12 protein-coding genes and 1 pseudogene are annotated in these 18,556 nt (G+C 48.0%); 11 read left to right on the forward strand and 2 right to left on the reverse strand.

The window, feature by feature from the left end:
• Positions 1 to 62: 62 nt before the first annotated feature.
• Positions 63 to 553, forward strand: a pseudogene (locus tag ACQKPA_RS31845) (translocation protein TolB); the annotation flags it as partial.
• 116 nt (positions 554 to 669) lie between these two features.
• Here ACQKPA_RS31845 and ACQKPA_RS31850 read toward each other — a convergent pair.
• Positions 670 to 1,497: an HAD-IIB family hydrolase gene (locus ACQKPA_RS31850; protein WP_427496301.1), complete on the reverse strand. Its 828-nt coding sequence runs from the start codon at positions 1,495 to 1,497 to the stop codon at positions 670 to 672.
• A gap of 76 nt (positions 1,498 to 1,573) precedes the next feature.
• On the opposite strand from ACQKPA_RS31850, the gene ACQKPA_RS31855 reads away from it, so the two are divergent.
• The 4 genes from ACQKPA_RS31855 (at position 1,574) to ACQKPA_RS31870 (ending at position 5,551) form a co-directional block, all read left to right on the forward strand.
• The gene (locus ACQKPA_RS31855) at positions 1,574 to 2,566 is read left to right on the forward strand and encodes a LacI family DNA-binding transcriptional regulator (protein ID WP_427496302.1); all 993 of its coding nucleotides are present in this window, start codon (positions 1,574 to 1,576) and stop codon (positions 2,564 to 2,566) included.
• Between the two features lie 444 nt (positions 2,567 to 3,010).
• Positions 3,011 to 3,589: a TetR/AcrR family transcriptional regulator gene (locus ACQKPA_RS31860; protein ID WP_427496303.1), complete on the forward strand. Its 579-nt coding sequence runs from the start codon at positions 3,011 to 3,013 to the stop codon at positions 3,587 to 3,589.
• Positions 3,590 to 3,608: 19 nt separating this feature from the next.
• Positions 3,609 to 4,832: a cytochrome P450 family protein gene (locus tag ACQKPA_RS31865; RefSeq protein WP_427496304.1), complete on the forward strand. Its 1,224-nt coding sequence runs from the start codon at positions 3,609 to 3,611 to the stop codon at positions 4,830 to 4,832.
• 422 nt (positions 4,833 to 5,254) lie between these two features.
• Positions 5,255 to 5,551, forward strand: a complete 297-nt coding sequence (locus ACQKPA_RS31870; protein ID WP_427496305.1) for a hypothetical protein — start codon at positions 5,255 to 5,257, stop codon at positions 5,549 to 5,551.
• 163 nt (positions 5,552 to 5,714) lie between these two features.
• Here the strand turns inward: ACQKPA_RS31870 and ACQKPA_RS31875 are convergent, their stop codons facing one another.
• Positions 5,715 to 5,918 carry a hypothetical protein gene (locus tag ACQKPA_RS31875; protein ID WP_427496306.1) on the reverse strand — a complete coding sequence of 68 codons (204 nt, stop codon included), beginning with the start codon at positions 5,916 to 5,918 and terminating at the stop codon, positions 5,715 to 5,717.
• Between the two features lie 317 nt (positions 5,919 to 6,235).
• Here ACQKPA_RS31875 and ACQKPA_RS31880 point away from each other — a divergent pair, with 317 nt between their 5' ends.
• The 6 genes from ACQKPA_RS31880 to ACQKPA_RS31905 all read left to right on the forward strand — a co-directional run bounded on the left by ACQKPA_RS31880 (position 6,236) and on the right by ACQKPA_RS31905 (position 18,192).
• Entirely contained in the window at positions 6,236 to 6,802 is a 567-nt protein-coding gene (locus tag ACQKPA_RS31880) for a helix-turn-helix domain-containing protein (protein ID WP_427496307.1), read from the forward strand.
• A gap of 211 nt (positions 6,803 to 7,013) precedes the next feature.
• On the forward strand, positions 7,014 to 8,249 hold the full coding sequence (locus tag ACQKPA_RS31885; protein WP_427496308.1) for a CynX/NimT family MFS transporter: 1,236 nt from the start codon (positions 7,014 to 7,016) through the stop codon (positions 8,247 to 8,249).
• Positions 8,250 to 8,251: 2 nt separating this feature from the next.
• A complete protein-coding gene (locus ACQKPA_RS31890) occupies positions 8,252 to 8,683 on the forward strand; it encodes a universal stress protein (protein ID WP_427496309.1) in 432 nt (143 codons plus the stop codon).
• 342 nt (positions 8,684 to 9,025) lie between these two features.
• Positions 9,026 to 9,214, forward strand: coding sequence for a hypothetical protein (locus tag ACQKPA_RS31895; protein ID WP_427496310.1), 189 nt, complete (start codon positions 9,026 to 9,028; stop codon positions 9,212 to 9,214).
• A 462-nt stretch (positions 9,215 to 9,676) separates the two neighbouring features.
• Positions 9,677 to 14,005: a discoidin domain-containing protein gene (locus tag ACQKPA_RS31900; RefSeq protein WP_427496311.1), complete on the forward strand. Its 4,329-nt coding sequence runs from the start codon at positions 9,677 to 9,679 to the stop codon at positions 14,003 to 14,005.
• Positions 14,006 to 14,034: 29 nt separating this feature from the next.
• Positions 14,035 to 18,192: a DUF4855 domain-containing protein gene (locus ACQKPA_RS31905; protein WP_427496312.1), complete on the forward strand. Its 4,158-nt coding sequence runs from the start codon at positions 14,035 to 14,037 to the stop codon at positions 18,190 to 18,192.
• Positions 18,193 to 18,556: the final 364 nt, after the last annotated feature.

The raw sequence follows: 18,556 nt of genomic DNA on the forward strand, positions 1-18,556 counted from the left end.
AACGGGCAGGATAGTAGAAGAAACATGTTTTCGCTTTGTTCATCAATCGGGCCATATTGTTTAACTTTCAAGCAGTGGGGAAAATGTTAGGGTTTAAAGACTGGTTTAAGTGGGCTCCTTCCGCCAATCAATTGGCTTATATTTCTTTTTCGTTGAAAACAAGACAACGACGATTGCCGAAATGCCAACATTTAAACAACAAGAAGAACACACACCTAAAGGATTTGTAGACCTTGATCTGGAATGGTACTCTAAAGATTTGGTAATTGTGGCTCGTGCGAAAGAGAACAAGGCGTTGGAGGAAGGACGTCCACCTACTATGTTCACATCACTTTACGCTATAAACATAAGAACAGGAGAGCAAAAACAATTCTCATTTCCAGGGAAGAATGAACTTGACGAAGATCCTCAAGTTGTCGGGCCTTACCTTACTTGGTTTCGAAAGATGACAGAGCAAACTAAAGGTGATGTATGGGTAAAAAACACTCTAAATGGTCAAGAGCATATATGGCTTAAAAATGTGGATTATGCTCCAACATTTTTAACACCGTAGTAAAGTTCTTGTTGATAGGCTTGTTAAGCCGTCAATATGTAAATACCGCCCTTCTCCGTAGAGGAAAGCGGCGGTATTTGTATTGTACAATAGCTGAGCAAACGCCATAATATGAATTACTCCCCAAAGAAATTTCTGCATACATGCAAAATTCCCTCGGCGTAAGGATAAGGGGCAACGTTGTTGTGGCATGACTTTGCCTCTGCCGTTGCGTTCTGGAGAAGATAACCATGGGCAACCATCCGAAGCATCTCGATGTCATTTCCACTGTCACCGAAGGCCAATGTTTTGGACAGAAGTACCTGATTATAATCCATCAGGAATTGCACAGCCGTTTTCTTCCCAGTTCCTTTGGGGATAAAATCGACATCATATGCGTTCTCCGGATCACCCGCCTTGGGATTGCAAATATTAATATTAATTCCGATCCCGTGATTTGCAGCCAGGTGCCTGATGATACTTATATCATATTGGGTTCTGGCTGCTGATTCCGGATAATAATAGTAGTTCATTTTATATCCGGATTGACCAAATTGAGTCTGTTCGTGAAGGACAATGTTGAATGTTGATTTTAATTCGCTAATTAAATCTTCTACATCTCTTCGAGAGAATCCGGATGCTCTTATAATCTTTGCCCATGAAGGAACAGTGACCAGTTGTCCGTCCGGCTCGACTTCCCACATCTCTGTGCCCAGATTGCTCGCTATAAAATGGGGGAGCTGCGTCATACCGGCTATTTTCATTTTTGCTTGTATTTGCTGAACACTGCTTCCGGTGACCCAAGCTATCTTTGCTTGATGATTTCTGGCAAGCTGCTGGAGGTATTGTTCCAGTTCGTACACCAAGTTGAGTTGTTCAGGCAAACATTCATGCGGGTAATACGTTTCGTCAAAATCAAACAATATCAGATATTCGGTTACAGCGGGGGTATAGATGACTTCCATAAGTGTGACTCCTCCTACAGTTTGTTAACGATATCATAGTTGCAGGGAACGTTCCCAGGTCAATACTTTAGATGAGGTGTTAATTTTGCCCACCATAATTGATATTTCACGTATAAGCGGTCTCTCCAAGTCGACGGTATCACGTGTGTTAAACGACCATCCTCATGTATCTGTTGAAAGCAGACAAAAAGTACAGAAAGCTATTACGGAGCTGGGATATGTCCGCAATACGCAGGGGGTTCAATTGCGTCTACAGGCAAGCAATCATATCGGTGTGCTTGTCCCGGATGTGGAGCATCCCTATTTCAGTCAGCTTGTTAGTGCATTAAGTCGATCTTTAGGCTCAATGGGGTATCAACTTGTCATCTATCAGACTGAATTATCCCGCGAGTATGAATGTGATGTGTATGCCCGATTGTTACGTCGAGAAATGGATGCCGTGGTTATTGCTCATTCCCATTTCTCGGAGAGAGAAATTAAAGAATATATAGGTTCTTACATTGGAATCATATGCAACGAAGCGATGGACGGAGAGTTTCTCGATGTCTTTCGATTGGATGAAGAAGATGCGGTCTTTCAAGCGACAGCATATTTGTTGTCCAAGGGACGCCGTCATCTGTTTTTCTGTATGGATCACCTGACACTATTGCAAGAGAAAAGATGGAACGGGTTTCAACTGGCTCACCAACAATTCGGCCTTGCGTGTACGAAATCACAATGTTATACGGGTCTGGTGACTATGGAAGATGGTTATGCCTTGGGAGAGCAATTATTTACTTCTGATCAATTGCCGGATGGAATGATAACAGGTAGTGACTTTGTAGCTACAGGTTTATTGAAAGCAGCAAAGCAAAAGGGGATATCCGTGCCTCAAGATATGTCCGTCATCGGATTTGATAACCATCCTGTGGGATTGATGACTAATCCGGAACTGACCACTTTAACCAATTGTATTCCCGATATGGTCAGGGATGTTACAGAATGTCTTGCCCGAAGATTGAAGGGGATGCGATCTGCTCCTATAGCGAAAACCTACAAGACTTCGCTGATTATACGTAATTCTACTTAAAAAAAGTGAAGTGAAAGACAAAGAAAAAGAAGGATAGTTAAATCCTTCTATCGGTCAGGAATGATACATGTCTGGAGAGGAATTGAAGCGTTACTAGATCTCTCGATGTTGTACTTGAATTTCTAGACAAAATGGAGCATTTCTAAACAAGAAGATATTCAGTGGTTCTTTTACCCTGAAGGAGAAAAGAGATGCGAGATCCTGGAGATGCTTAGCTGCTTCGCCAATTCATCGGTTATGTGGAACAACATCTGCACTCGCCGATTGAGATTGAGGACATTGAACCATAACCTCAAAAAATCCTTCTGCTCTCCGCAGGTGGATTTTTTTCATTTATATTGACCGACAGGTCAGCATCCTGTATGATTTTACTAACCGATTGGTCAGCAAATTCAAAAAGAGGTGATCAATCTGCCGATACAGCTCTACGAACGAGAGAAGATTTTGCAAGCCTGCTTATCTGTGTTTGCCCGCAATGGTTACAAGAACACATCAACGGAAATGTTGGCGGAAGCTGCTGGTATCTCCAAAGCTTTGATCTTTCATCATTTCACGAGTAAGAAGAAACTGTATCTTAACTTAGTTGACCACTGCTTTGAGAAAGTCCGAACCGGCATCCTTTACGATGAGTGGACGGAACACACCGATTTTTTCACAGCCATTTCTCAGTTAAGCCATGCGAAGCTCGACTATTTTCGAGAGCATTCTGATGAATGGAAGTTAGTATTTGAAGCATTTTATGCCACACCCGATGGCTTGAAGGAGGAAGTCGAGGATAAGTACGGTCAGGTCAGCGAAACCCGTCAAGCGATGCTCTTAAGGCTTTTCGACAAGGTGCCGCTTCGCGAAGGCATAAACCGCAAGCATGCATTCGAGCTCGTCATGGCCGTTACCAGACATTTCGAAACGAAGTTTCTGGAGGAGACGAACGGTATGAACCATATTGATGAAACCTATATCCGCAGCCTTATGAAGGAACTGGACGCTTTTTGTGACATGATCCGATTCGGTATGGAAAACTAAAGTAAAGAGGTGATCAGCCGTGAAAGGCATAACAAGCAACGAGTTTGTATCGCCGGACATAATGCGTGATTTTAATGCGTTTTACCAAAAGCTGACCCAACATCAGGAAGGGCTTTATCGGCTTGATGACTTTTTTGGCATGGGCGAAGCTTGGGTAGCCTTTCGGTATGAGGATGTCTCGGCAATTTTAAAAGACCACCGGTTCCTCTCGGATCGGCGAAAGTATTCTTCACAGCAAAAAGCCTCACCCCAGAACAGCTCCGTCAATGAATTGCTTGAATGGTTCAAGAATATGCCCAATATGCTCACGGTGGATCATCCCGATCATACCCGGCTGCGGCGTTTGGTCTCCAAAGCATTTACGCCCCGTACGATTGAAGAGCTTCGTCCGCGAATCCAACAAATTGCCGACGAGCTGCTGGATAAGGTAGCCACCCGGGGCAAGATGGAACTCATTTCGGATTTTGCTTATCCGCTGCCTATCATCGTGATATCGGAGATGCTGGGGATCCCCGGCCATCATCAGGCACGTTTTCGCGAGTGGACCCATAAGCTGGCCCGGGCTGCGCTAAACCCCGGCCAAGAAAATTTAGTCCAAGGAGCCCTTCAGGAGTTTATTGACTACATTCAATCTTTGATTTCCGAAAAGAGAGAGCACCCCGGGAGCGATGCCATCAGTGGGTTACTCCAGGCTTACGACGAGGGAGATAAGCTCAACGAGAACGAGCTGCTCTCCACCATATGGCTACTCATTACGGCAGGACATGAAACGACCGTGAATCTGATCGGTAACGGAACCCTGGCGCTGCTTCAACATCCCGAACAAATACGGCTCCTTCAGGAGGACCCGACCCTTTTGCCGGCAGCGGTTGAAGAACTGTTGCGGTATGCGGGTCCGATCATGATAACGAGCCGGGTCGCGGTTGAAGATATCGAAATACATGGCACACAAATTCGAAAAGGCGAGATGGTCGTGGTTTCGCTGGCCGGAGCGAATATGGATGCAAGCCGATTTGACGGGCCTGAGTGGCTGAACATCACAAGACAAGAGATCGATCATTTGGCCTTTGGTAGAGGAATTCATTTTTGCTTAGGGGCGCCCCTTGCCCGTATGGAGGGGCAAATCGCGTTCAGCTCTCTATTGCGGCGTTTTCCCAACCTGCGTCTTGACGTTAAACCGGAAGACTTGACATATCATCCCAGCACGCTGCGATCTTTGGTGAGCCTTCCAGTCCGTTTCTAATGCTGTTTCATATTCATATTAGAGGAAAAGTCCGCGATATGCTGCGGACTTTTTTTATTTTTTGGAGTTCATTTCTTGTGGAGGGCGCACCCAAGCGCTCTCCGGTTATTTTGCGCCTTTGATCAAATTAAGGTTGCTGTAAGGTTGGGATTAACGTGTTGAAAGGTTCGGAATTTAACATGAGGGTGTAAGCGATAAGTTACGAATACAACAAAGCTGAAGGAGGTACCTCATGAAAACAATACTGCAAGCGGGGAACGGACTAGAACATGAGTCGATTACCGATTAGACAGAAATCTAATTTAAATTCGTTAGCTTGACCTTAAAAGAAAACAATATGTCCCGATAAGAAACCAAACTTTATTTGATACCATGTGTTTTATATTTAGATACTTGAAAAAATCTTAGTTGGAGGAGAAGCAATGCAGGAAAAAAGAAAATCAACTATTTTGATTGGAATCTTAATTTGTCTTATAATAATTGCTCTTAAGCCAATCCCCTCATTTAATAACAACGATCCTGATTTTCCATCATACGAAGGCGAGTCCGTTGTACAACTATCAGAGAACAGAATAGCTATAGTGGATACAAATATTAATTCTGGGCTTAGGGGAGAAGTAATGGTTTTGGAGTTCAATGAGGATAAGAAGACCTTTGTTCCTATTGGAAGATATAATTATATGGACTTTTTTTATAATCCTAAAAAATACAATTTCTAAAATTGAATTTCTAAAAACCCGTGATGATTTAAATCCAACGGGTTTTTATTTTGCTGAAAGAAGGTGAAAAGGGCACACACCACCTGGCGCATATCCGATCCAGCGTTCTACTTGATCTCCCGGTATCATTTTAGCCTATTCATGAAATTGATCCTTAAACTTCTTATTTGATTTTTACATCTCCTGCCGTCACAATTAGCATGGCTTTACCATTCAGGAAAAATGACATGGTTTTGGCTATAAATGCAGGGGGACAACCAAGGGCTATAGCTGCTTGCTCTACCGTTGCGCTGGACTGCTCCAATTTTATTACGTGATGTGACAAGCCATACCGCTCAAAATATTGTTTCACTATTTCAAATGTCATTCTATGTCTATCCTTCGCACTACGATCGCTCACTCTTAGATGTATTACTGGCAAAAACTGCTCCTACTATAGCCAAGAGTCCTCCGGCTAAAGCCATTACGTTTGAATTATGGGTACATACTTTTCCAAAAAAATGGTGAAGTTATGATGAAAATTGAAGAAAATGAAACTAACTGTGTTCCTTTTGCTTGTTGGAATAATTTCCTCAACACATTTATTAGCAGAAGCTAGTGACGGAACAAATACTAATCGTATGGAAAAGAGTCTAGATTAACAATATACTAGCTATAACAGTTTATTGTTGAGGTGAATATTAAATGGATGAAGTCAATGAATCAAAACAAATTGTATTACAAATGGGCGGTGCCTTGAAAAAGTACAGAAGAGAAAAAAATATGAGCTTAGACGACTTAGCGGAATTAACGGGCGTAAGCAAACTTACTCTGGGGAATATCGAACGTGGCGAAACAAATCCAACTTTGGCGATTATATGGAAAATTTCAAAAGGCATATCTTTACCGCTATTTGCTTTGTTCAAATCAGAAGACCCTGTTAATTTGTATCGAGCAGGCGAGGGGCTGCGGTTTTCTAATGATCAAAAAAATTGGATCATTGAACCAGTTTTTAAAAACGCAAGCAACGATATTGAAATGTGTCGGGCTTACTTACAGCCGAATAGCTCGTATCACCCCGAAGGACATCATGTGAATACAACTGAAATCACGACAGTAATGACTGGCTCCATTGAAATTCAAGTCAATGAAGAGATTTATACATTGAATCAATATGATACGATCAGTTTTCGTGCAGATTGTCCTCACTCTTATACCAACCATACGGATAGCGAAACAGTGCTCCATATATCCTTAAAGTATGGTTTCTAAAAGACGATAAATTCTACTTATTAAATACAACTCCGAAATCCATGGCGGGAATTCAGAGTTGTATTTTTGTTGTTTAGATGATATTTAGTATATTATAAAATATTTATTGTTAATTTTAATATATTATAATATACTTTTCTTATTCACGCGGATGTTATTGTCATATAGAAATAAATAATAATATATGAATTCAGGATAGGAGAAATGAAGAATGCCGAAAAAACATAATAAAAAATCCGTGCCATCCTCTATAGGGCTGATCATTCTGGGCATTATTGTTATTGCTGCTAATTTACGTACTCCCTTAACCTCAGTTGGTCCTTTAATAAGCCTTATAAGGGATGACGTTCATATTTCAAATACATTAGCAGGCCTGATCACGACAGTACCCTTGCTTGCCTTTGCTTTATTATCGCCTCTAGTACCAAAATTAGGACGAAGATATGGGGTTGAGCGTATCATTTTGATTGCCCTAATCTTTCTGACTGTTGGTATTGTAATACGATCATTATCTGGCGCAGTTAATCTGTTTATTGGGACAGCAGTTCTTGGATTCGCAATTGCCGTTTGTAATGTATTATTGCCCAGTATAATCAAACGGGACTTCCCAAATAAAATTGGCTCCATGACAGGTGTTTACTCCATTTCAATGAATTTATGTGGAGCAATCGCATCGGGAATCAGTGTACCACTAGCCGTGAACGCAGGGCTTAAATGGCAGGGAGCAATGGGAACATGGGGGATCCTAAGCTTTGTATCGATCCTCTGTTGGTTACCCCAATTAAGTAATCAAACGAAACAAACAGCCACGACGAGTCAACAGATGGCCAGCAACGATGTGAATGTTTGGCGATCCCCGCTTGCCTGGCAAGTAACCATGTTTATGGGTATACAGTCCATGGTTTTCTATGTGTTGATTGCATGGTTGCCTGAAATTTTAAAGCAGCAAGGAATTGACTCCAACCAATCTGGATGGTACCTCTCGATCATGCAGTTAGCTATGCTTCCATTTACCTTTATTGTCCCCGTTATTGCTGGACGCATGTCTAGCCAACGTTTGTTAGTGGTCATCACAACCATTTTGCTTTTGACGGGGACGCTCGGACTTCTTTACGGAAGCTCCAATATCATTCTGTTGTGGATCATAATACTCGGAATTGGTGGAGGCTTCGCCTTTAGTTTGTCCATGATGTTTTTCGGGTTGCGTACTGAAAATGCGCACCAAGCAGCGGAACTGTCTGGCATGGCGCAATCGATCGGATATCTTCTTGCCGCAATCGGTCCTGCCCTTATAGGTTATCTGCATGATGCGACAAATAGTTGGAACCTGCCACTTTTCATTCTGCTTGGCGCATCAGTCTTACTCTTTTTAGTCGGTATAGGAGCAGCAAGAAACCGTTTTGTAAGTAGCGGAAATAGTTACGAACTGCCACGGAAAGGACGATAAATATGTTCAACAAAATTATGGTGGCCATTGATAAAGCTGAGATAACGAACAAACTCCTTGATGCAACCATTGAAATAGCCCGAAACAAACAAACTCAAGTTACCTTGGTTAATGTCAGCCAGGAGTTTGTATCGAATGGCATGACATATGTACCAGAGAATTTCTTGGAAGAATTATTGAACGAAATGGAGAAAGCGAGTTTGGAACAGCTGCAACAAGCCAAATCTAAATTAGAATCTGCGGGGATTAACCCGGAAACAGTTCATCTTAAAGGAGATCCTGCACATGAAATATTAAATTATGCAAGGGATACCGAGCAGCAACTTATTATTATCGGAAGCCGTGGGCTAAGGGGCATAAAAGAAATGATGCTTGGAAGTGTCAGCCACAAGGTTTCACAGCTATCAAGTTGCCCAGTCCTCATTGTACATTAACTCCTTCGGAACTGCAGAGATGATGCATTGTTATAATAACGGGAAACGTGCAGCGGCATTCTAGGATATTTGTGTCCTACAATGCCGCTGTTTCTATATCCCTTTAGCTGCTTAAATGCTGACGATGAAGATGACGGGAGGGAGGACCTGTCACCATACGATGCCCCACAACGATCACCAGCTTCCGGGCGCGCTCGAAGCTCTGAAAAATGCGTTGGTTGTCTTCCGTGCGCCGAAGTACACTCTCGGGATTCGATCCAAAGGCTACTGGAAGAGACGATCGCTGGCGTTTGGGAAAACCAGATTGACCAGCGTTACTGAGCATTGATTGAAGAATCGCTTGTGAAAGATACATTAAAACTGGCTTATGTTGCGTTAAGCAGACCGCGCTATTTCGCAGGCGTAGCGATGCATAAAGAAAATGTTTCGGATCAAACCATTTTGGTCGCAGCAAGACATGGTTGGAGGATCGTAAAAGTTGAAGAGGCATACGAATCCCTTTCAGAGGAGTTGTCGCATCTGACTTTATAATATACTCCGCTGAAAGGCGGTTAAAAGCTTGAAGGCGAATTATTGAATCGTCGTTGACGATTCAGAATTGGAATCGAACAAGCTGCTCGAATGCGTTTCTTTATGCGTCTTAAATCCGAATTATATAAAGGAATATGTCAAACTGACGGAACCTATAGAAGGATTCGATATTCCATAACATGAAGAAAAGCCACTTCTATCTAACGAGACTCGAATAGTACTGTGTCCGAGTTTAGTGGAAAGCGCCTTGATAGTGGCACCAGATATGATCGAAATGCTGGCATGCTTAGCCTTGATTCACCGTAGAAGGCCAAATGTCCACATTTGTATATGGAATGTAAACACATGTATATCGATGCTTCATTGCCCTCTACTTATAATGAAGTTGCCGCAGCAAATAGCATGGAAGGTCATGCGGGTTGCTTGTGGTAAGTCGAGCAAATTACAACGGGAGGGATATTCGTGGGTTTACGGCAGAGGGTTATTTTTTTAGTCATTTTTGTTACCGCTTTCATAATGGTGACCACCCCTTCGGAGAGGTCCAATGCCGCAACAGGGAATTTGGCTCTAGGGAAGACGGCTTATTCGTCGTCGAACGAAGTGGATTTTTTCGGACCTGAGAAAGCGGTCGATGGGGGCACCGAAAATGCAAGCCGCTGGTCTTCGGAAAGAACGGACGATCAGTGGTTTTACGTTGATCTGGGCGAGCCTGTAGAAATCGGAAGAGTAATCATCAACTGGCAGACTCCGGCGGAGCAATATCAAATTCTCGTATCCGACGATGCGGTATCCTGGCGGAACGTATTCGCTGACAACCGCTTGCTCGTAGCGTCCGGGCCGGGTGAAGATACGATCGATTTCGAGCCGACAGTGGCGCAATACGTCAAGTTTCAAGGGGAGACGCGACGTCCTATTGATGGCGTTTATTACGGATACTCCTTCTGGGAATTCGAGGTATACAAAGGCAGACCGCAACTGCAGCCAATAATGGACGCGGTGAAAAACAGCATCGTCGTCTCCGAAGGGGATACCCTGCTGAATCTGCCTGCTGTACCGGAAGGTTATACGCTGACGCTGGTGAACACGGACAGCTTGCCGGTGATCGACGTGCAGGGCAATATTCATGCGCCGCTTGTCGATACTCAGGTTCAGCTGCTGCTGCAAATCCAGAGCGACAGCGATCCGACATATTTCTTAACGGATAATGCGCTAGTCACCGTACCCGGTCTCTCCGAGCAGACGAGCGATCGGAACCCGGAGCCGCGCGTCATTCCTTCTTTGCGTGAGTGGCTGGGCGCAACCGGCGAGTTCCGCTTGTCGGACAAATCCAAAATCGTCATTCGCGCAGATGATGAAGCGGCTCTGCGGGGGACGGCTGACATTTTGCAGCAGGACTTATTGGATTTAACGAAGTTGTCACTGACAGTTGAGGTTGGTTCTCCTCAAGAGGGAGATATCTATTTGATGCTGGATGCCGCGCAAGCGGGATTGGGGAAAGAGGGATATGAGCTGAATATCGGCGAGTATGCTTCTGTTGCTGCGTCCGAGCAGACGGGAGTCATGTTCGGCACGAGAACGATCTTGCAGCTGCTCGGCCACGCTGCCGATCATAAGGCGATGCCTAAGGGGCAATCGCGTGATTATCCGAAATACCCAGATCGGGGCTTTATGCTCGATGTGGGCCGCAAGTTTTATACGATCGAGTTTTTGCAGGACTATGTCAAGCTGATGTCCTACTATAAGATGAACCGGTTCCAGATTCACCTGAACGATGATGTCGGCGATGTCGGTTACTTCCGTCTGGAGAGCGAGAAATTTCCGGGAGTGACGAGCAAGGACGGCTATTATACGAAGCAGCAATTCAGAGACTTGCAGCTGCTTGGGATGGAATACGGCGTAAACGTCGTGCCGGAAATTGATACGCCGGGCCACTCCGGCGCGTTCATCGCCTACGATTCTCGATTGGGCAGCAACAATCAGCTGGATATCAATCGTCCAGAGACGCTCGACTTCATTAAAGCACTCTTTGACGAGTATCTCGACGGCAGCAATCCGACCTTCGTCGGCCCGGATGTGCACGTCGGCACGGATGAATATTTCGGCGACGACAAGGAGGCGTTCCGCAGGTACGTGGATATGCTCCTTAACCACATTAACAGCAAAGGCAAACGCGCCCGTCTATGGGGCAGTCTGTCCGCATACGACGGCACGACGCCGGTCAGCAACAATGCGACGATGGACATCTGGTATGAGCCGTACGGAAGCGCTCAGCAGGCCGTGGAGCTCGGCTACGATATTATCAATACCAATACGAATTTGCTCTACATCGTTCCGCAGCTGTACCGCAGCTATTTGAATTACGATTTTATTTACAACGAGTGGGAGCCTAACGATTGGCTGGAGACGAAGCTTCCTTATGCGCATCCGCAGATCAAAGGCGGCATGTTCGCGCTCTGGAACGATGTGTCCGTAGAGAAAGGCGTATCCATGGCGGACTCGCATCAGCGGATCTTGCCTTCCATGCAAGTGCTGGCGGAAAAGCTGTGGAGAGGCAACCGCATCGATCGGAACTTCGCAAGCTTCCAGGCGGATGCCGCAAGGTACGTGGATCCGCCGGGTGTTCATCAGTCACACAAGCTTCAAATCGACAATGAGCGGCATCTCGTGCTGGATTATACCTTCGACGAAGGCTTCGCGGACCGTTCGGGGAACGGCTTTGACGGCAACGCGGTGAATGCAGGCACAGAGAAGGGAATCTTCGGTCAAGCCGTGAGGCTAAACGGCGGGGCCAGCTACGTGGAAACGCCGCTTCGCACGCTTGGTTTCGGCTGGACGATGTCCATGTGGATCAAACCGGACGCTGACAACCCGCAAGGAGTTGTGCTGCTGGAATCTCCGGACGGACAGCTGAAATACAACATTGGGGGCAGCGGCAAAATCGCCATCACAAAAGAAAATTACGTCAGCGAATTCAATTATAAGCTGCCGACCGATCGCTGGACCCATTTCATTATGATCGGCGACGACACGGGGACCTCCATCTTCATTAACGGCAGTGAATATACGGCTACTCTCAAAGACGGCTCCAAGCTGGAAACATTCGTTCTGCCGGTAGCCAAAATCGGCAGCGAAACGAATGCTTTTAAAGGCTTGATTGACGAACTCATCGTAAGGAACACCTACTCGGACCTGCATGGAAATCTGGCTTTGCATAAGCAAGCTGAATCCTCGCAACCGGAATCCTCGTCCTACACGGCGGAGAAAGCGGTGGACGGCAGAGGGGATACCAGATGGTCCAGCGATTGGGTGGACGATACCTGGTTCATGGTGGATCTAGGTGAAGTGAAGAACATTGATGCTGTATCTATTTTGTGGCAAACGGCTTATGGTTCGAAGTACCGCATTCTCGTGTCCGAGGACAAGGAGAACTGGACGAACGTTGTGAAAGACAACAACGGGGAGATTAACGGAAAGCCGGGACGAGTCGTGACTACCTTCCAGAGCACGCCAGCCAGATACGTGAAGTTCGAAGGCGTGTCCAGAGCTACTATGTTCGGCTATTCCTTTGAGGAATTTGAAGTGTACGGCGAGGAATATAAACTCGGCAATCTACGGCCGATTATCGACCTGTTGACGGCTATCGAGGCCGACAAGCTTGTGGAGGACAATTACTCTCCTGAGGGCTGGGCACAGCTTCAGCAAGCGATTGGGCAAGCGACTGCGGCTATTCAAACCGCCCAGCTGTCCCGTCCTGAGGCCGAACAGGCGTGTGTAGCGCTGAGCGTTGCGCGTGATCGTCTAACGATCGAAGACGTAATGGGTCTGATCGAGCTTAATGTAAACGGAAGTATCGCATCCAACCTTTACCTCCCGCAGAAAGGGCAGTTCGGTACGCGCATCGTCTGGAGCAGCTCAAAACCCGACTACCTGAATGCGAATGGACAGTTGTTGAAACGTCCGTCAAGCGAGTCAGGCGACATGGAGGTCGTGCTGACAGCGACGATCAGCAAGGGAGCTGCATCCGCGGAGAAAACGTTCAAGATCAATATCAAAGCGCTGCCTGGCTCCGGCGGCGGAGGATGGGTTCCGACTCCAGTAACTCCTGGTCCGGAAGGAGGCCAAAACGGCGGTTCGAATCCGGGAGGTGAAGATCCGGGCAATGGCAGCGAGAACGGCAGCGGAAATGAGAACAGCAGCGGCAACGGCGGGGAGTCCGGCGGATCGACAACGGTTCGGCTGAACGATATTGCGAGTCATTGGGCAAAAGCGTCCATCAAACGGGCGGTTGAGCTTGGATTCGTAGCGGGCTACACCGACAAGACGTTCAAGCCGAATAAGACGGTCAGCAGAGACGAATTCGTCGTCATGCTGATCAAAGCGTTGAAGCTGCAAGGTGCGAACAGTTCGCTGGACTTCGCGGACGCAGGTTCGATTCAGACCTGGGCGAAGCCTTATATTGCGCAAGCCTTGGAATCCGGCCTGATCAGCGGCTATGCGGATGGGACATTCCGACCGAAGGTTTCGATTAGTCGAGCAGAACTGGCAGCAATGATTGTTCGCGGCTTGGGTCTGAAGACTGCGGAAGGGCATGAGCTCTCTTACGCGGACGCGGATCAAATCCCGGCTTGGGCGAAGCCGTACGTGGCAGCAGCCCAGGAGGCGGGAGTGATGAACGGTCGCGGGGACAACCGGTTCGCGCCGGCCGCCTCGGCGACGAGAGCTGAAGCAGTGACCGTTATTCTGAATATGCTTGATGCGCTTGCAGAGTTGAAGGAACAGGAGCAGAACTAATTATGCATAGAAAGAGAGCGTGAGACTAGGTGAAAACTAGACGAAGTTTGACTGCTTTGCTGCTTGTCCCGGTCATGCTGTTATCGTTAATATCGTCTGTGAATGCGGAGGAGGCGGGCAGAGAAAGCGCTGGCTTTTATAATCTGGCCCAAGGGAAAACGTACACATGGTCGGAACAGCCGGAGGGCGCTTTCCTGGATGACGGGACAAAGCTGACGGACGGCAATGCCGCCGACCCCTCGCGTGACAGCGGCAACTGGGTGGGCCACCGCAACAAGAAATCCCGTTCGGTTGTGTTTGATCTAGGCGAGCAAAAGACGTTTCAGGAGGTGAGCGCGCGTTTCCTGCATGATTGGCCGAACAACGAAACGCTTGTGCCGCTCACCGTTTCGTTCTACGCGTCGGACGATGGGGTGAGCTGGGGCGTATTGTCTCATAATGCAACTCAGTTGTTATGGGGCGACCAGACCAACATCGAGACATTTGCATGGGACGGCAGCCCTGAAACTGGAGCTGTCAAGCGTGGCGATTATACCGAAGGACTCGTATACGCTCGGTATGTGAAAGTCGTGTTCTCCATGCATCCGAGGGCATGGAGCATGATTGACGAGGTGACGATTACCGGTGCGGATGGCTTGATCACCGGAGCGCAGCCGGTACAGCCTGGGCCTTACGCCCTCCTGCAGCCTGGAGATGCTACTGGCGGGATTCAAAACCTGGGCTTGCTGTATAACGGACACTACGCGGACGGCACAGGAAATTGGACGAAGGAACGGGCTATCCCTAATATCAGTTATGTGAACGAGCAGGGTGAGCCTGTCGATTGGTTGTTCGACGGCGTGCTGTATCTGGGTTTGACATCGGAGAACGGCAGAGGCTTCGGAGCGGCAGAAGCGGCCGGCAAAGCCAGAAAACAGGAATGGGAATGGTATTTGGATAAAACGTTTAACGCTGGCGGCGATATGAGCGCGTTGAACGAGGCAACGGCCGAGGCAGGCGAGAAGCTTGGCGAGCCCGACCATAAGACGAAGGTTGTTCTGATGATTCCAGAACCGGGCGAGTATCAGTCCGACTTCGGCAGCATTGACGGCGAGGACCTGAACTTCGATGTAGGTGCGGTCGGCGATGCCGCGTCGCTGGATAACAGGGCCAAAGCGATTCAGTGGTGGGTCGATGAAGTGCAAGCCAGATGGACCGCTGAGGGCTACTCGAACCTGGAGCTCGTCGGCATGTATTGGCTTGAGGAACAAATCAGCACGCATGCGACCGGACCGGAGATGGTCAAGAGAGCGAGCGACATCGTTCATAACGCAGGCCTGAAGCTGTTCTGGATTCCTCATTTTATGGCCTATAAGGCATTCATGTGGAAGGATGTCGGCATTGATGCCGTATCTCTGCAGCCGAACTATTTCTTCGAGAAACTGGACCCTTCGCGTCTGGAGGATACAGCGGATATGGCGAAGCGGTACGGCATGTCGCTGGAGCTGGAATTCGACGACCGGATGATCAACGACGCCGTCTTCCGCGAGCGGTTCATCGAGTACTTGAACAGCGGCGTGGATACCGGTCTGATGCAGCATGGATATAAAGCTTACTATCAAGGCAACAACGCTGTATACAACGCGGCGAAAAGCACAGACCCTGCTACCCGCGTGCTTTACGATTGGCTATACCAATTCTCTAAAGGCACTTATCAGAAGCAAGACGCTACTCCGCCTGATGTGGTAGCGCTCATGAACGGGCAGCCGATCTCTGAGCATACGATCGTGCCTGATACGACACAGGCCGCCTTCACCTGGACCATTCCGGGAGATGACGGGAGCGGGATTGTTAAAGTTACGGCCAAGTATGACGGCAAGCCTTATACGGAAGGAACTGTTGTAGTTCTGACGGGTAAGCCGGGTAAGCATGTGCTGGAGCTGACGGTGGCGGCTGCCAAATCCAAGACGGTTAAATTCGTAATAGAAGCTCGTTTGGGCGCTGAAGGCCTACTGGCTCTTGTTGATAAGTACGCGGACAACAAGCAGCTTAGCAATGCCGATACGGTACGCGCTATGCGCAACGCCTTGATTATGATGGAGCGTACGCAAGAGAGCGACCCTGAGCAAGCCAGGGACTATTTGCTGGCATTCAATGCGAAGCTGGAAGAAGCTAAAGGCCATGAGTTTGTAACGGAAGGCGCTTATACGGCGCTGAAGGAAGGTGTGTATTACGAGGCTGGCAGCATCGCGCAAGATAAAGAATCAGAGGCATCCTCGACGGAGGCCGCAGGTCTGGAGCCTGCGAAGGCGCTCGACGGTGCACCGGCCACGCGTTGGGCGAGCGAAGTGCGCGATACGGCTTGGTTCCAGGTTGATCTGAACAGCCAGCAAACCTTCGATACGATCCGCATCGATTGGGAATATGCGCGCGCGGACCAATACCGTCTGAGCGTCTCGGATGATAAGCAGACGTGGGAGCCCTTGAAAGTCGGCAACAATGGCGTGGTTAAAGCTGCCGACGGCAAGAACACCCTGGTATTCCCGGCAACGACGGCAAGATACATCAAGTTTGAGGGATTGAATCGGGCAACGTTTTACGGTTATTCCTTCTATGAATTCGGCGTGTACGATCTTGCCCCGCAGCAAGAGCTAAAGACGTTGGACGGCATACAAGCCGCTGTGGACGCTTCCACGAAGAAAGTCACGATTGACGGTCTGGTCATGAACGGCAAGAAAGAACATTTGTATGTGAAAGTGCTTGACCCAAAAGGCAACATTCAATATACCGGTCAGACGGGCACTGAGGATGACGGAAGCTTCCGCATCACCTTTACGTTGACCGGAGAAGAGCAAGGGGAGTATACGGTCGAGCTTGAAACGGATGACATGACGACTCCCAAGCTGGTAACCTTCGAATACCGCAAGCCGCCTACGAGTGGTGGAGGCAACGATGGTGGCAACGGTGGTTGCAACGATGGTGGCAGCGGTGGTGGCGGTCCGGCGCAAGATCCGTATACGTTGCAGGTGGACGGTTCAGTCAAAGCCGTGCTTGTCCCGACGATGAACGGCCAGCAGGCTGCCGCTGCGGTCGGGGCGTCGGATCTGAATGCCGCCATTCAGAGGGCAGTGGCCGACAGCAAAGGTAATAAACATGTTCATGTTGAATTGAAGTCGTCGAACGCGGCTGGGAGCTATGCTTTGGAGCTTCCGGCGTCTAATCTGACGAACCAGTCTAATCTGATTCTGCATATCTCCACGCCGTACGCTCAGCTTGTTTTGACTGGTGACATGCTGGCAGGAGTCAAGGAGAATGCTGGAAAGCTGCTCGTAATCGTAAGCGATTATGCGGGCGAGTATCGCAGTAACGAAGCGGCCGGGCGGATCGGCAACAGGCCAATCGTGGAAGTTGCATTGCAACTGGACGGTGAAGCTCTGTCTTGGAAAAATGCGAAGGTACCGATCTCGATTGCGATTCCGTATTCGCTTCAAGCGGGAGAGCAAGCTGTGGATCTGCAAGCTTTCGAGCTGATGGGCGACAGCGCGGCGGCAATTAATGGCGCGTCTTATGACAAAGACAAGGATGTGCTGCGATTCTCCATCGACCATGTCGGCGTCTATGCTATCGGCGGCAAGAATCCGGCTGCATTTACCGACCTTGGCAAGCATGAATGGGCGCGCGAGGCGATCGAGAAGCTGGCCGAAAGAGGCATCGTCAAAGGCACCTCGATCGAAAAGGGCACTTTCAGCCCCGCAAATCAGGTAACGCGAGCTGATTTTATCTTGATGCTGGTGAACATGCTTGACCTGCGTGCCGAAATCGCCTCGACGTTCGCCGATGTGAAGCCGAATGATTATTACTACGATGCGGTGTCCATCGCCAAGCAATTGGGAATCGCTTCGGGAGTGAACGAAGTTAACTTCGCTCCTCGTGATTCAATCAGCCGCCAGGATGCTATGGTTATGCTGACCCGAGCGTTGCAAACGACGGGGGCAATAAAGCTGTCCGCATCCGGTTCAACGCTTGAGGGCTTCCGTGATGCGAGCCAGATTGCGCCATATGCTGCGGACAGCGTGGCAACGATGTTCGAGTATGGGCTGGTTACGGGCTCTAACGGCTATATGAAGCCGAAGAGTACGACCAGCAGGGCTGAAGCGGCGACGTTCTTGTATCGCGTTCTTCAATTAATCGAGGGGCAGCAGCAGTAGTAGACGCGGGAACAATTGATTAAAGCACATTCCGATTAGCGCGGCAACGCGCCCGGGGTGTGCTTTTTCGACGATACAGAATAAAACTTCGTAAATGGACGGATGAACCGGTAAGCCACCCCGTCGCGCATGGCTCTCTCTGTAAGCAGTGGTTAGTTGGAGAGCCAGTATACGAACAATTAAGGGAAGTAATTAACTCGGTAATGATAGAGAGTGGTCACTCGGATTTAGTCAAAAACTTTTGGCGTAAAGTTTAATCTCTTCGTTGAGCTCCCTCGAAATGATTCAGTTTCCTCACTCAGACTCATGAATTCGCAGGATTTCACCCTATGGTAAGTGTGAGAGAAGAAGTCATGGAGGAACT

The sequence above is a fragment of the Paenibacillus sp. NPDC093718 genome (assembly GCF_050279985.1).
In the GTDB taxonomy this organism is placed as follows: domain Bacteria; phylum Bacillota; class Bacilli; order Paenibacillales; family Paenibacillaceae; genus Paenibacillus_AQ.

What these genes read in the sequence shown, in the direction of transcription:
- ACQKPA_RS31850 (WP_427496301.1), bottom strand. Translation starts at nt 1,497, where the DNA reads ATGGAAGTCATCTATACCCCCGCTGTAACCGAATATCTGATATTGTTT.
- ACQKPA_RS31870 (WP_427496305.1), top strand. Translation starts at nt 5,255, where the DNA reads ATGCAGGAAAAAAGAAAATCAACTATTTTGATTGGAATCTTAATTTGT.
- ACQKPA_RS31875 (WP_427496306.1), bottom strand. Translation starts at nt 5,918, where the DNA reads ATGACATTTGAAATAGTGAAACAATATTTTGAGCGGTATGGCTTGTCA.
- ACQKPA_RS31880 (WP_427496307.1), top strand. Translation starts at nt 6,236, where the DNA reads ATGGATGAAGTCAATGAATCAAAACAAATTGTATTACAAATGGGCGGT.
- ACQKPA_RS31885 (WP_427496308.1), top strand. Translation starts at nt 7,014, where the DNA reads ATGCCGAAAAAACATAATAAAAAATCCGTGCCATCCTCTATAGGGCTG.
- ACQKPA_RS31890 (WP_427496309.1), top strand. Translation starts at nt 8,252, where the DNA reads ATGTTCAACAAAATTATGGTGGCCATTGATAAAGCTGAGATAACGAAC.